This is a genomic window from Amycolatopsis sp. NPDC021455 (assembly GCF_040640995.1).
Taxonomy (GTDB): domain Bacteria; phylum Actinomycetota; class Actinomycetes; order Mycobacteriales; family Pseudonocardiaceae; genus Amycolatopsis.
In genome coordinates, this window is sequence record NZ_JBFACT010000029.1 from 34,915 (window position 1) to 48,254 (window position 13,340).

A 13,340-nucleotide genomic window follows, 5' to 3' on the forward strand; every position below is an offset into this window, starting at 1 on the left:
GGGTCAGCGGAAGGTGAAGCGCGGCGGGCGCCGCTCGAGGAACGCGGCGACGCCCTCCGCGTAGTCCACGCCGTGGAGCGCGTCGGCGCGGATCTCCTCGACCTCGGCGTCCGGCGTCTCCTGCCCGGCGACGATCTTCTCGATGATCCGGTTCATCCCGCGGACCGACGCCTGCGAGCGCGAGCACAGCGTCGACACGAACGCCAGCGTCGACGGCTCGAGCTCGCCGGCCGGGAAGACGTCGTTGAGCAGCCCGATCTCCCGGGCCCGGCCGGCGTCGATCAGCTCGCCGGACAGGAGGAAGTACTTGGCGTGCGCCGGGCCGACGAGCGACACGAGCTGACGCGTCGAGCCGAAGTGGTACACGATCCCGAGCTTCGCCGGGGTGATGCCGAACCGCGCGCCTTCGGCGGCGAACCGGAAGTCGCAGGCGACCGAGATCTGGCAGCCGCCGCCGATGCAGTTGCCCTGGATCATCGCGACCGACGGCTTCCGCATCGCGGTGAGCGCGGCCACCGCGCCCTCGACGGCCTTGTCGTAGCTCGCCGCGCCTTCCGCCGTGGTCCGCAGCTCCCCGAACTCGCTGATGTCGGCGCCGGCGGAGAAGTGCTTTCCGACACCGGTGATCACCAGTACCTTCAGCGCCCGGTCGGCCTCCACTTCGGCCACGACGTCCGGGATCGCCGCCCACATGCCGTAGGTGATGGCGTTCATCTTCTCCGGCCGGGTCAGCGTCAGGCGCGCCACCTCGCCGTCGCGCGTCAGCTCGAATCCGTCCATGCCTCGGCACACTAGCTTCTCGCCCTCAGCGAAACCCGCGGTGTGTGACGCGGTCGTGTCGCTAGCTTGGGGCCATGGCGGCGATCGAAGTGAACGGGACGGCGTTCGGCTACGACGAGGCGGGTGAGGGGCCCGCGGTCGTGCTGCTGCACGCCGCGGTCGGCGACCGCCGGATGTGGGACGCGCAGTTCACCGCGTTCGCCGCCACCCACCGGGTGATCCGCTACGACCGCCGCGGGTTCGGGGAGACCGCGGGCGAAACCGGCGAACACGCCCACTACGAGGACCTGCTGGCCCTGCTCGATGCCCGGGGGATCGAGCAGGCCGCGCTGGTCGGGGCGTCGATGGGCGGAGCGTGCGCGCTGGACGCCGCCCTCGCCGCGCCGGAGCGGATCACCCGGCTCGTGCTGCTCGGCTCGGGTCTCACCGGGCACACCTGGCCGGACCACATGCAGGCGGACATCGCCCGGCTGGCCACCGAAGCCTTCCCGCCCGGCCGGCTCGCCGAATACGAGGCCCGGGAGCGCGTCCCCGACCCGGCGGACGTGCGCGCGATGGCGGACGCCAACCTCCGCTACCTCGTCGCCGGCCCGGAGCGGGACCTCTCGGTCCTGCCGCCCGGGATGGTCGCGCTGGTGCGGGAAATGTGCGAGCAGGTCTACCGCCACGACTGGATTGCTCCACAGTGGACGGAGAAGATCCCCGACACCCGGCACCGCCTGGCCGAGATCACGACACCCGCGCTGGTGGTCATCGGGACGGCGGACGCGCTCGGCCTGGTGGAGCTTTCGCACCACCTGGCGGAGTCGCTGCCGGACGCGGAGCTGGTCGAGCTCGCCGACACCGGCCACCTCCCGGCGATGGAACGACCGGACGAGGTGAACGCGCTGCTGCGGAAGTTCCTCTAGGACAACAGCTTCGCGGTCAGCTCGCCCCGGCTCCGCACGTCCACTTTGGCGAACACCGACTTCAGGTGGTCCTGCACGGTGTGCGCGGAGATGACCAGCCGGGCCGCGATGTCCGTTGTGGACCGTCCGGCCAGGACCTCGCGGCAGACGTCGCGTTCGCGGGCGGTGAGGCCGTAGGCGGCCAGCAGCACGCTCAGCAGTTCGGCGCCCGAGGCCCGGTCGACGGTCACCACCGTCTCGCCGTCGCCGTCGCCGGTCACCATCCGGCTGGCGTGCAGCACGATCCAGCCGCCGTGGGCGTCGCGGACCCGGGCGCGGAACGTCCCGGTCGCCGCCGCGACAGCACCGGTCACCACCGCGCGCAGCAGCACCGCGAACCGGCCGGGGGCGATTTCGTCCAGTTCGGACCGCCACGCTTCGGCCGCGGCGGTGGCGGCCCGCTGCTTGCCGTCCGGACCGGCCACCACGATCGCCGGTTCCGCCCGCTCCCCCGCGCCGCGCGTGCGCGCCGCCACCCGCGTCGCCGCCGCGAGCGCCGGGGCGACCGACGTCAGGAACTCGACTTCGCGGTCGCTGAAATCGCCCCGCCGCACCAGGCCGGCGGCTGCCCACGACGTGCCGTCGACCCGGAACACCGCGCGCAGCTCGTGGCCGAGTCCCAGCGGCCGCCAGACCTCGTTGAAGCGCCCGCTCCGTTCGACGTCGCGGCGGGGCAGGTCGGACAGGCGCGCCACCGGCACCGGCCGCCGCGCCAGTTCCGCGAAGGTGTGGGGCTGCGCGCCGTCGTACTCGTAGGTCGCCAGCAGCGGCTCGTACTCGCCGGGGATGCGAGCCCGGCCGCTGGTCATCGAGCTGATCACCGCGGTGTCCGGGTCCAGCGAAGCCCAGCAGGTGAGCTCGGTGGGCACCACGCGGCCGACCAGCTCGATGGCGGCGGCGTGCAGCTCGGCGACGCCGAGGCCCGCCGTCGCGAGCGCGGCGACGTCCCGCCGTACACCCTCGGCCCGGCCGTCCCACATGGACGCAGTATGCGCCGCGCCGCCCGCGCCGGGAAATCCCGGAATTCTGGGATACCCCGCCGCACCCCCGATTCCTAACGTGGCGGCCATGACCCACTTCAGCGCTCCGGGCGAAGGCCTGGAACTCGACACGAAGGACGCGCGGATCACCGTCAAGGTGGCCGGCGAGCACACCGGGGACGCCTACGAGGTGTTCGAGGTCGACGCGCCCCGCGGGCCGTCGGTCCCGCCGCACGCCGAGCCCTGGGCCAAGGCCTTCTACGTCCTGCACGGTCGCATCACCGTCTACGTTGACGGCGAGCTCCACGACCTCGGCCCCGGCGCATCGATCAGCATCCCGGCCGGCGCGGTCAACACCTTCACGGTGCACACGTCGTCGGCGCGGTTCCTCGCGGTGAGCCTGACCGGCGGGATGGGCCGGTTCTTCCGCGAGGTCGACTCCGCCGCGCCCGAGCGGATCCCGGAGATCGCCGGGCGGCACGGAATCGAACTGACGTCGTGAACGCCGTCGCGCAGGTCTGCGCCGGGGTGGCCGTGCTGGTGCACCTGCTGGCGTTCACCTGGGAGGTGCTGCTGTTCGAGCGGCCGGGCGTGCACGAAGGCATCTTCAAAATCCCGACGGCGAACCTGCCCGCCACCCGGCTGTGGTCGTTCAACGTCGGGTTCTACAACCTGTTCCTCGCCGCCGGCCCGGTGCTCGGGCTGATCCTGCTGCACACCGGCCACGCCGACGCCGGACGGTGGCTGGTCCTCTACTGCTGCGGGTTCATGCTGCTGGCCGGGATCGCCCTCGGCGTGTCGGACGTGCTCGCCCTCAGCCGGCCGCGCGGGTCCGGCCGCGGCGGCGCGCTCGCCCAGGCCGTGCCGTCGCTCGCCGCCCTGGTCGCGGCCGCGTTCTAACCGGGCTCGATCCGCTCGATCAGGTGCTCGCTCCAGCTCCGGATGCCCGCGGCCTGCTCGGGGGTGAGGTGGTCGAGGACGAGCCGGCGGACGTTGCCGCCGTGCGCGAGCGTCGCGCGCTCCGCCGTCCGGCGGCCTTCGCCGGTCAGCTCGATCCCGGTGCGGCGGCCGCTGGCCCCGTCCTCGGTCCGCGCGACCAGCCCGCGGTTCTCCATGCGCGTCAGCAGGTGCGAGACGCGGCTCTTCTCCCAGCCGAGCGCGTCGGCCAGCTCCCCGACGCGCATCGGCCGCCGCAGCGTCACCAGCACGCTGTACTCGGCTTTCGAGATGCCGCAGTCGCGCTGCAGCCCCTTGTCGAGCTCGCGGACGAGCAGCCGGTGCGCGCGCATCCAGGTCTCCCAGAACGCCCAGTCCCCGGGGCTCATGTCCGCCATGGCGTTCAGTCTAAGGTAGAGTTGACACGTCAACTCCTGGGGAAAGGACAGCGATGAGCACACTCCTGCGCGGCGGCATGGTGGTCAGCATGGATCCGGCGGTCGGGGAGCTCCCCCGCGGTGACGTGCTCCTCGAGGACGGCCGGATCGCCGCGGTCGGCGCGGACCTCGACGCTCCCGGCGCCGAGGTCATCGACGCCTCGGGCAAGATCGTCCTGCCCGGTTTCGTGGACACCCACCGGCACACCTGGCAGACGGCGTTCCGCGGCGTCGGCGCGAACTGGACGTTCGGCCAGTACCGCGTCGCCATGCACAGCACGCTCGGGCCGCACTACCGCCCGGAGGACGTGTACCTCGGCAACCTGCTGGGCCGGCTCGAGGCCCTCGGCTCCGGCGTGACGACCATGCTCGACTGGTTCCACCGCGCCGACCGTCCGGAGAACGCCGACGCCGCGATCCAGGCCCTGCGGGACGCGCCCGGCCACTCGATCTTCTGCTATGGCGCCGCGGGACCGGACATCGCACCGGAGATCCGGCGGGTGCGGGCCCTGCTGCCGGGCGCCGAAATGGCACTGGGCCTGCGCGGCCCGGTGATGTCCACCATGGACGAGACCGCGGCGGACGTCGCGCTCGCGCGGGAGCTCGGCCTCCGGACGAGCACGCACGTCCACGGCACCGGTGGCTGGCGGCACGGCGACCGGCCGATCGCCGGGATGCGGGACCGCGGCCTGCTCGACGAGCAGACGACGATCGTGCACGGCAACGGCCTCTCCGACGACCAGCTGAAGATGCTGGCCGACGCCGGCGCCTCGGTGACGGTCAGCCCGGACGTCGAGCTGAAGATGGGCTTCGAGCCGCTCGTCACCGGCCGTGCGTGGGCCGCCGGGGTCCGCGTCTCACTCTCGGTCGACGACTGCCCGTCCGCCGGAGGCGACCTGTTCTCCGCCATGCGCACGGCCCTGGCCACCGAGCGCGGTGCCCTCACGACGCGGGACGTCCTCGCGTTCGCCACCGTGGACGGTGCCCACGCGTGCGGGTTCGGCGACCGCACCGGCAGCATCACCGTCGGGAAGGACGCCGACCTGGTGCTCCTCGACGCCGAAGACCCGTCGGTCTTCCCGGTGGGCGACCCGGCCGGGACCATCGTCAGCGCGGGTCACCCCGGTCTCGTCGACAGCGTCTTCGTCGCCGGGAAGGCAGTCAAGCGGAACGGCCGCCTGCTGGGCGTCGACCTGCCGTCCCTGCGTGCCCGGCTGCTCGAATCCCGCGACCGGATCGCCGCGGCCGCGGGCATCGCCGTCGACGGGTCGTGGCGGCCTCAGGAAGCCGACGTCACGCGGTAGACGTCGTAGACGCCTTCCACGCCGCGGACCACCTTGAGGACGTGGCCGAGGTGCTTCGGGTCGCCCATCTCGAAGGAGAACCGGCTGACCGCGACCCGGTCGCGGGACGTCGTCACCGAGGCCGACAGGATGTTGACCTTCTCGTCGGCCAGCACCTTGGTCACGTCCGAGAGCAGCCGGTGCCGGTCGAGGGCCTCGACCTGGATGGCCACCAGGAACACCGACGACGCCGAGGGCGCCCATTCCACCTCGACCAGCCGCTCGGGCTGGGACTGCAGGTCACCGGCGTTCGTGCAGTCGGTGCGGTGCACCGAGACGCCGCCGCCTCGGGTCACGAAGCCGAGGATCTCGTCGCCCGGCACCGGGGTGCAGCAGCGGGCGAGCTTCGCCCAGACGTCGCTCGCGCCCTTGACCACCACGCCGACGTCGTTGGAGCCGCGGCGGCGGGTCACCGTGGACGGCGTCGCGCGCTCGGCGAGCTCCTCCTCCGCCGCGTCGACCCCGCCGATCAGCGCCACCAGCCGCTGCACGACGTGCTTCGCGCTGGTGTGGCCCTCGCCGACCGCCGCGTACAGCGACGAGATGTCGGCGTGGCGCAGCTCGGTGGCGACCGCGCCCATCGACTCCGCGGACACCAGCCGCTGGATCGGCAGGCCGACCTTGCGGATCTCCTTGGTGATGGCTTCCTTGCCGCCTTCGATCGCCTCGTCGCGGCGTTCCTTGGCGAACCACTGCCGGATCTTGGCGCGGGCCTTCGGCGATCCGGCGAACGACAGCCAGTCGCGGCTCGGCCCGGCGTTCTCCGCCTTCGACGTGAAGATCTCGACGGACTCGCCGTTCTCGAGCTTCCGTTCGAGCGCCACCAGCCTGCCGTTGACGCGGGCGCCGATGCAGCGGTGGCCGACCTCGGTGTGCACGGCGTAGGCGAAGTCGACCGGCGTCGAGTCGACCGGCAGCGTGATCACGTCGCCCTTCGGCGTGAACACGAAGATCTCCCGCGCGGCCAGCTCGTAGCGCAGCGACTCGAGGAAGTCACCCGGGTCCGCCGCCTCGCGCTGCCAGTCGAGGAGCTGGCGCATCCACGCCATTTCGTCGACGTCCATCGCGTTGCCGGTGTGGGTGCCCTTGGTCTCCTTGTAGCGCCAGTGCGCGGCGATGCCGTACTCGGCGGTGCGGTGCATCTCGTAGGTGCGGATCTGCACCTCGAGGGGCTTGCCGTCGGGGCCGATGACGGTCGTGTGCAGGGACTGGTAGACGCCGAACCGCGGCTGCGCGATGTAGTCCTTGAACCGGCCGGGCACCGGCTGCCACAGCGCGTGCACCACACCCATGGCCGCGTAGCAGTCGCGGACGTCCTCGACCAGGATCCGGACGCCGACCAGGTCGTGGATGTCGTCCAGGTCGCGGCCGCGGACGATCATCTTCTGGTGGATCGAGTAGTAGTGCTTCGGCCGGCCCTCGACCTTCGCGGTGATCCGCGACGAGACGAGGTTGCTGGTCAGCTCGGCGATCACCGACCGCAGGTAGATGTCGCGCGAGGGCGCGCGGTCGGCGACCAGCCGCACGATCTCGTCGTACTTCTTCGGCTGCAGGATGGCGAACGCCAGGTCCTCCAGCTCCCACTTCACCGTGGCCATGCCCAGCCGGTGGGCCAGCGGCGCGAGCACCTCGAGCGTCTCGCGGGCCTTGCGGGCCTGCTTCTCCGGCGGCAGGAAGCGCATGGTGCGCATGTTGTGCAGCCGGTCGGCGAGCTTGATGACCAGCACCCGGGGGTCCTTGGCCATCGCGATGACCATCTTGCGGATGGTCTCGGCCTCGGCGGACGTGCCGAGCTTGACCTTGTCCAGCTTCGTGACACCGTCGACCAGCTCGGCGACCTTCTCGCCGAAGTCGGCCTTCAGGCTCTCGACGGCGTAGCCGGTGTCCTCGACCGTGTCGTGCAGCAGCGCCGCGACCAGCGTCGTCGTGTCCATGCCCAGCTCGGCCAGGATGGTGGCGACGGCCAGCGGGTGGGTGATGTACGGGTCGCCGGACTTGCGCCGCTGGTTGCGGTGCAGCTCCTCGGCGACGTCGTAGGCGCGCTGCAGCAGCCCGAGATCGGCGTTCGGGTGGAGCTCGCGGTGGATGACGGCCAGGGGCTCGAGGACCTGCTTGACCGGGGCCGCACGCTGCGCGGTGATCCGCCGGGCGAGGCGCGCCCGGACCCGCCGGGTGGCGGACGGGTTCGGCGCCGCGCCGTTCGGCTTCGGCGGCGCGGGCTGTGCCGCCGCCTGCCCGTTCTGCTGGGCGCCCTGCTTCGCGGGCACCGCGGCGTCGAGCTCCTGGCTCACCCGCACCTCCTGCTGCTCGTGCGGCCTTCGGACCACCAGGGTAGCCGCTGCGCCTCGTGGACCTCTCGGGTGCGCCCGTTCAGGGGGACCTCGACGCCGCGACCAGCCCGTTCACCCGCACCCCGGCGGCCTGCCCCCGATGCCGCGAATGACTCATTCGGGACGTCCGAGGTCCCGAATGAGTCATTCGCGGCGTTGGGGTCCTGCTGCCGCACTCGGCGAGCGGCGTTCAGCAGGTCTGCAGGGCGTGGATCTTGCGGTCGCCCAGGACCTGGCGGCCGCCGAGGGCGGCCAGCTCGACCACCACCGAGACGCTGTCGACCACCGCGCCCGCGTCCTCCAGGAGCTTGCCGGTGGCCGCCACCGTGCCGCCCGTGGCCAGGACGTCGTCCAGGATCGCGATGCGCTGGCCCGGCTTCACCACGCCCGACGGCAGCTCCACCGTCGCCGTGCCGTACTCGAGCGCGTAGTCGACCCGGCCCGCGACCTGCGGGAGCTTGCCCGGCTTGCGGATCAGGACCACGCCGAGGCCGCGGGCGTACCCGACGGCCGCGGCGAGGAGGAACCCGCGGGCCTCCACGCCGGCGAGCGCCTCGACCGAAGGATCGAGGGTGCCCGCCAGCGCGTCGGTCACGGCCTTGAACGCGCCCGCGTCCGCGAACAGCGGGCTCAGGTCGCGGAACAGCACGCCGGGCTCGGGGAAGTCCGGCACCTCGGCGATCAGGCCGAGGGCGTCGTCCAGCTCCACGTCAGCGCTTCCGCTTGCCCGCGGGCTTGCCGGCCGGGCGCTGCTTCTGGATCCGGGCCGGGACGCTGGCCGCGGCCGCGTACGCCTTCTCCTTGCGCAGTTCCTTGGCCAGCGCGTCGTCGTCCGAGGCGTCGAAGTCCTCGCCCGCCGCCTTGCGCTCCTGGCTGAGCCGGCGCTGGCGGACCCGCTCGGCCTGCTGCTGGTACTTCGGGTCACGCATCTTGAAGTCGACCAGCAGCGGCGTCGCCAGGGCGACCGACGACAGGACGCCGACGAGGGTACCGGTGAGCTGCACCAGCGCCAGGTCCTGCAGCGTGCCCGAGCCGAGCAGCACGTACCCGACGATCAGCAGGCCCAGGATCGGCAGCAGCGCGATGAACGCCGTGTTGAACGACCGCATCAGGGTCTGGTTCAGCGCCAGGTTCGCGGCTTCGGCGTACGTGCGGCGGGTCAGCCCGAGCAGGCCGCGCGTGTTCTCGCGGACCTTGTCGAACACCACCACCGTGTCGTAGAGCGAGAACCCGAGGATCGTCAGCAGGCCGATCACGGTCGCCGGGGTGACCTCGAAGCCGACCAGCGAGTACACACCCGCGGTGACCAGGATGTCGTGCAGCAGCGAGATCAGCGCCGCCGCGGCCATCCGCGCGTCGAAGTAGATCGCCAGGAAGATGACCACCGCGACGAGGAACACCGCGAGCGCGATCAGCGCCTTCTGCGAGATCTCGCCACCCCAGGACGCGCTCACCGCGCTGTCGCTGATCGCCTGCACGCTCGACTGGCCGTTGCTGCCGATCGGGCCCAGGTCCTGGAACAGGCCCTGCTTGAGCTTCGCGACGTCGGCCGCGTTCAGCGTGTCGGTGCGGATCTGGATGGTCGACGCGTTGCCCTGGCCGACCTTCTGCGTCTCGGTCGCCGGATGGCCGAGGGCCTTCAGGAACGACGCCTTGGCCTGGTCCTCGGTGATCACGCCGTGGGTGCCGTTCGCCGGCATCTGGATCTGCGTGCCGCCCTCGAACTCGATGCCGAGGTTGAAGCCGCGGATGATCATCGACAGCAGGCACACCAGCACCAGCGCGCCGAAGAAGACGTACCAGCGCTTGCGCTTGCCGACGACGTCGAACGCGCCCGTGCCGACGTAGAGCCGGTGGAAGACGCTTTCCTTCTTGCCGGGCTTCGCCGTCACCTTGGCGTTGCCTTCGGCGTCCGTGCCCAGTTCTTCGACCCCCACGTCAGGCCTCCTTCACGTTCGCGCGGCCGACCGAAGCCGCCTTCTTCCGCTGCGAACCCAGTTGCTGCACGGCGCCGAGGCCCAGATGCCTCGGATTGGACAGGAACGCGTTCTTGGACGTGGACACCATGGCCACCAGCGGGTGCGTCACCAGGTACACGACGACGAGGTCGAGCACCGTGGACATGCCGAGGGTGAACGCGAAGCCCTGGACGTCGCCGACCGCGATGACGTACAGGATCGCCGCGGCCAGGAAGCTCACCGCGTCCGAGGCCAGGATGGTGCGCCGGGCGCGGACCCAGCCGCGCGGCACCGCGGACCGGAACGTCCGGCCCTCCCGGATTTCGTCCTTGAGCCGTTCGAAGTAGATGACGAACGAGTCCGCCGTGATCCCGATGGCGATGATCAGGCCGGCGATGCCCGCGAGGTCCAGCGTGTAGCCGATCCAGCGGCCGAGCAGCACCAGCACGGCGTAGACCAGCGAGCCGGACAGCGCCAGCGACAGGATGGTGAGCACGCCGAGCAGCCGGTAGTAGAACAGGCAGTAGATGAAGACGACCAGCAGGCCGATGCCACCGGCGATGAGGCCGGCCTGCAGCGACGCGAGGCCGAGGGTCGCCGACACCGTGGTCGCGTCCGAGGACGCGAACGACAGCGGCAGCGAGCCGTACTTCAGGATGTCCGAGAGGTCCTTCGCCTCGGACTGGGTGAACTTGCCGGTGATCTGGGTGTTGCCGTCGAGGATGGCCACCTGGATGTTCGGCGCCGACACGACCTGCGTGTCCAGCACGAAGGCGGCCTGCTGGCCGACGTTCTTCGACGTGAAGTCCGCCCAGGTCTTGGTGCCCGCGCTCTTGAAGCTCAGGTTCACCACCCACTGGCCGTTCTGCGTGTTGTAGCTCGAGTTCGCGTCCGCGATCTCGGTGCCCGGCAGGAACTCCGGCTCCAGCAGGTACTTGTACGTGTCGTGGTCACCGCAGGCGACCAGCGGCAGCTTCGGGTCGTCGTTGCCCTCGAGGGGGTCCTTGGCGTTCGGCGCGCAGGTGAGCGACGCCATCGCCTTGGCCACGAGCTCCTGGTTCGCCGTGCCGTCGGCGCCGATCAGCTGCGGGTTCTGCCGGAGCGCCTTGGCGGCCTGGATCTCCTTGGCGGTCTCCGCGTCGACCGAACCGTCCGACGGCGCGGGCGCCGGGGCCGAGGTGGGCGGCGGGGTGCTGCTGCTCGGCGCGGCCGGCGTGGTGGTCTGCTGCTGCGCGAGCGCCGAGCCGGGCGCGCCACCGCCGCCGGACTTGGTGGTGGTGGGGGCACCGGACGTCGTCGACGGCGCGCCCGAGGACGGCGGCGTCGAGCTCTTCGGGGCACCCGAGGTGGGCGGGGTCGTGGCCGGCGGCGCGGTCTGCGGCGGCACCACCGGCTGGGTGGCGTTCGCGACGACCTTCCGGAAGCCCAGTTTCGCGGTCTTGCCCAGGTTCTTCGCCTGGTCGCCCTGCTCGCCGGGGACGGTGATGACGACGTTGTTGCCGTCGAGGAGGACCTCGGTGCCGCTGACGCCGATCCCGTTGACGCGCCGTTCGATGATCTGGCGCGCCTGGTTCAGGGATTCCCGGGTGGGCTGGCCGCCGTCGGGGGTGCGGGCGGTGAGCGTGACCCGGGTGCCGCCTTGCAGGTCGATGCCCAGCTTCGGGGTCGGCTTGTGGTTGCCGGTGAGGAACACCAGCGCGTACAGCACGATCACGATCAGGGCGAAGAAGGCGAGATAGCGTCCCGGGCGGAGATGCCCGGCCGATGATGCCACGGTGCTTCGGTCTCCTCGGACTGGGTTGCCCCAACGTTTCCTTGCCCGCCCGGAGGGTTACCGGGAGGGACTGTGTGCATTTAACCGACCGTGTGCGACTGACTCCCGGGCACGGGTATGACGGCGGACACGCACGCAGCACCGAGACACTACTCGGTGCTGCGTGAGCCCGGCGTTCGAGGTCATACCGACTTTCGTCGGGATTCCCGGCCCGCCCGGGAGGTGCCTCGGGGGTTACTTCTTGCCGTGCTCCAGCGGCGGCGCCACCTGCGCGGTGGTCTGCGGCTCGTCGTCCTTGATGCCGGAGGTCGACTCGATGATCGACGGCTCCTCGGCCGGGGCCTCCGCCTCGTCGGTGGAGTCCTCCTCGGTCTCGACGACCGGCTCGACCTTCTCGCGGACCGCCAGCCGCAGCCAGGTGGTGACGACGCCGGGGGCGATCTCGATGTCGATCGTGGTGTCGCCCGAAGCGTCGGCGACGGTGCCGTAGAGACCGGAAGTGGTCATCACGCGGTCACCGGGTGCCAGGCTGTTCTGCAGTTCCTGCTGCACCTGCTGCTGCTTCTTCTGCTTGCGCGTGCTCATCACCAGCGGCACGGCGAGGACGAGCACGAGCAGCAGGGGCAGCAATAGCTGTTGCATGATTCTCCGTTCGACGGACACCGGGCCCAGCCGAAATGTCCGGTTTTTGGGTATGTGCTCCTGTCAAGTGTGCCAGGTACCAGCGCGGACGCCGACACCCACCCGCCGCCGGTACCGGCCGCCCGCTCCCGGTCGAACTCAGTCCTGCTCGAAGAGCGTCGGCCCGCCCTGGTCGGGGCGCCCTGGGAGGTCGGCCGGCGGCACCATGCCGAGGTGTTCCCAGGCGGTCGCGGTGGCGACCCGGCCACGCGGGGTGCGGGCGAGCATACCGGCGCGGACGAGGTAGGGCTCGCACACCTCTTCCACGGTGGTCGCCTCCTCCCCCACGGCGACCGCCAGCGTCGAGATGCCGACCGGACCGCCGCCGAAGGACCTGGTCAGCGCGGTGAGCACGGCCCGGTCGAGCCGGTCCAGCCCCAGCTCGTCGACGTCGTAGACGGCCAGCGCGGCGCGGGCGACCTCGCGGGTCACCTTGCCGTCGGCGCGGACCTCGGCGTAGTCGCGGACGCGCCGCAGCAGCCGGTTCGCGATCCGGGGCGTGCCCCGCGAGCGGCGGGCGATCTCGGCGCAGCCGTCGCGGTCGATCGGGATGTCGAGGATCGTCGCGGCCCGGCGGACGACCAGCTCCAGCTCGGCGTCGGTGTAGAACTCCATCTGGCCGGTGAAGCCGAACCGGTCCCGCAGCGGGCCGGTCAGCGAGCCGGACCGGGTGGTGGCCCCGACCAGCGTGAACGGCGCGATTTCGAGCGGGATGCTGGTGGCGCCGGGGCCCTTGCCGACCACGACGTCGACCCGGAAGTCCTCCATCGCCAGGTAGAGCATCTCCTCGGCGGGGCGGGCGATCCGGTGGATCTCGTCGATGAACAGGACGTCGCCCGGGGCGAGGTTGGACAGCATCGCGGCGAGGTCGCCGGCGCGTTCCAGGGCCGGGCCGGAAGTGATCCGGATGGCCGCGCCCAGCTCGGCGGCGACGATCATCGCCATCGACGTCTTGCCCAGCCCGGGCGGGCCGGACAGCAGGACGTGGTCGGGCGGCACGCCGCGGCGCCGCGCGCTCTCCAGGACCAGTTCCAGCTGCTCGCGCACGCGGGGCTGGCCGACGAACTCGTCGAGCTTGCGCGGCCGCAGGGTGCCTTCGACGTTCTCCTCGCCGGTCTGGGCCCACGCCGAAAGGGCCTCGTCATCCTCCACGGCTTCATACTCCACGGCGCGG

Annotated in this window: 13 protein-coding genes; 4 read left to right on the forward strand and 9 right to left on the reverse strand. The window is 71.6% G+C overall.

Annotated features, from left to right (window positions below; genetic code table 11):
- Positions 1-3 precede the first annotated feature (3 nt).
- Positions 4-780 (reverse strand): enoyl-CoA hydratase-related protein, encoded by a 777-nt coding sequence (locus AB0G28_RS27955; RefSeq protein ID WP_361095141.1) that lies wholly within the window; start codon positions 778-780, stop codon positions 4-6.
- Between the two features lie 74 nt (positions 781-854).
- On the opposite strand from AB0G28_RS27955, the gene AB0G28_RS27960 reads away from it, so the two are divergent.
- Complete coding sequence (locus AB0G28_RS27960; protein ID WP_361095144.1) at positions 855-1,688, forward strand: alpha/beta hydrolase; 834 nt, start codon at positions 855-857, stop codon at positions 1,686-1,688.
- On the opposite strand, the gene AB0G28_RS27965 is transcribed toward AB0G28_RS27960, so the two are convergent.
- Complete coding sequence (locus AB0G28_RS27965; protein ID WP_361095147.1) at positions 1,685-2,707, reverse strand: helix-turn-helix transcriptional regulator; 1,023 nt, start codon at positions 2,705-2,707, stop codon at positions 1,685-1,687. The genes AB0G28_RS27960 and AB0G28_RS27965 overlap by 4 nt on opposite strands.
- An 88-nt stretch (positions 2,708-2,795) precedes the next feature.
- Here AB0G28_RS27965 and AB0G28_RS27970 point away from each other — a divergent pair, with 88 nt between their 5' ends.
- Together AB0G28_RS27970 and AB0G28_RS27975 are read left to right on the forward strand one after the other, a co-directional pair.
- Positions 2,796-3,209 carry a cupin domain-containing protein gene (locus tag AB0G28_RS27970; protein WP_361095150.1) on the forward strand — a complete coding sequence of 138 codons (414 nt, stop codon included), beginning with the start codon at positions 2,796-2,798 and terminating at the stop codon, positions 3,207-3,209.
- Positions 3,206-3,607: a DUF1304 domain-containing protein gene (locus AB0G28_RS27975; RefSeq protein WP_361095153.1), complete on the forward strand. Its 402-nt coding sequence runs from the start codon at positions 3,206-3,208 to the stop codon at positions 3,605-3,607. Before AB0G28_RS27970 ends, AB0G28_RS27975 begins: the two co-directional genes overlap by 4 nt.
- Here the strand turns inward: AB0G28_RS27975 and AB0G28_RS27980 are convergent.
- Complete coding sequence (locus AB0G28_RS27980) at positions 3,604-4,041, reverse strand: MarR family winged helix-turn-helix transcriptional regulator (protein WP_361095156.1); 438 nt, start codon at positions 4,039-4,041, stop codon at positions 3,604-3,606. The two genes, AB0G28_RS27975 and AB0G28_RS27980, sit on opposite strands and share 4 nt — an antisense overlap.
- 53 nt (positions 4,042-4,094) lie before the next feature.
- Here AB0G28_RS27980 and AB0G28_RS27985 point away from each other — a divergent pair, with 53 nt between their 5' ends.
- The gene (locus AB0G28_RS27985) at positions 4,095-5,384 is read left to right on the forward strand and encodes an amidohydrolase family protein (RefSeq protein WP_361095159.1); all 1,290 of its coding nucleotides are present in this window, start codon (positions 4,095-4,097) and stop codon (positions 5,382-5,384) included.
- Here the strand turns inward: AB0G28_RS27985 and AB0G28_RS27990 are convergent.
- The 6 genes from AB0G28_RS27990 to ruvB form a co-directional block, all read right to left on the reverse strand.
- Positions 5,360-7,714, reverse strand: coding sequence for a bifunctional (p)ppGpp synthetase/guanosine-3',5'-bis(diphosphate) 3'-pyrophosphohydrolase (locus AB0G28_RS27990; protein ID WP_361095162.1), 2,355 nt, complete (start codon positions 7,712-7,714; stop codon positions 5,360-5,362). The two genes, AB0G28_RS27985 and AB0G28_RS27990, sit on opposite strands and share 25 nt — an antisense overlap.
- Positions 7,715-7,943: 229 nt before the next feature.
- On the reverse strand, positions 7,944-8,462 hold the full coding sequence (locus tag AB0G28_RS27995; protein ID WP_361095165.1) for an adenine phosphoribosyltransferase: 519 nt from the start codon (positions 8,460-8,462) through the stop codon (positions 7,944-7,946).
- Position 8,463: 1 nt separating this feature from the next.
- Entirely contained in the window at positions 8,464-9,690 is a 1,227-nt protein-coding gene (gene secF / locus AB0G28_RS28000; protein WP_361095168.1) for a protein translocase subunit SecF, read from the reverse strand.
- A 1-nt stretch (position 9,691) separates the two neighbouring features.
- Positions 9,692-11,485 (reverse strand): protein translocase subunit SecD, encoded by a 1,794-nt coding sequence (gene secD, locus AB0G28_RS28005; protein WP_361095171.1) that lies wholly within the window; start codon positions 11,483-11,485, stop codon positions 9,692-9,694.
- A 234-nt stretch (positions 11,486-11,719) separates the two neighbouring features.
- The gene (gene yajC / locus AB0G28_RS28010) at positions 11,720-12,127 is read right to left on the reverse strand and encodes a preprotein translocase subunit YajC (RefSeq protein WP_361095174.1); all 408 of its coding nucleotides are present in this window, start codon (positions 12,125-12,127) and stop codon (positions 11,720-11,722) included.
- Between the two features lie 138 nt (positions 12,128-12,265).
- On the reverse strand, positions 12,266-13,333 hold the full coding sequence (gene ruvB / locus AB0G28_RS28015; RefSeq protein ID WP_361095177.1) for a Holliday junction branch migration DNA helicase RuvB: 1,068 nt from the start codon (positions 13,331-13,333) through the stop codon (positions 12,266-12,268).
- Between the last annotated feature and the right edge of the window lie 7 nt (positions 13,334-13,340).

Excerpts from the sequence above, each read along its gene's own strand:
- AB0G28_RS27955 (WP_361095141.1), bottom strand. The coding sequence starts at position 780 with ATGGACGGATTCGAGCTGACGCGCGACGGCGAGGTGGCGCGCCTGACG.
- AB0G28_RS27960 (WP_361095144.1), top strand. The coding sequence starts at position 855 with ATGGCGGCGATCGAAGTGAACGGGACGGCGTTCGGCTACGACGAGGCG.
- AB0G28_RS27965 (WP_361095147.1), bottom strand. The coding sequence starts at position 2,707 with ATGTGGGACGGCCGGGCCGAGGGTGTACGGCGGGACGTCGCCGCGCTC.
- AB0G28_RS27970 (WP_361095150.1), top strand. The coding sequence starts at position 2,796 with ATGACCCACTTCAGCGCTCCGGGCGAAGGCCTGGAACTCGACACGAAG.
- AB0G28_RS27980 (WP_361095156.1), bottom strand. The coding sequence starts at position 4,041 with ATGGCGGACATGAGCCCCGGGGACTGGGCGTTCTGGGAGACCTGGATG.
- AB0G28_RS27985 (WP_361095159.1), top strand. The coding sequence starts at position 4,095 with ATGAGCACACTCCTGCGCGGCGGCATGGTGGTCAGCATGGATCCGGCG.
- yajC (WP_361095174.1), bottom strand. The coding sequence starts at position 12,127 with ATGCAACAGCTATTGCTGCCCCTGCTGCTCGTGCTCGTCCTCGCCGTG.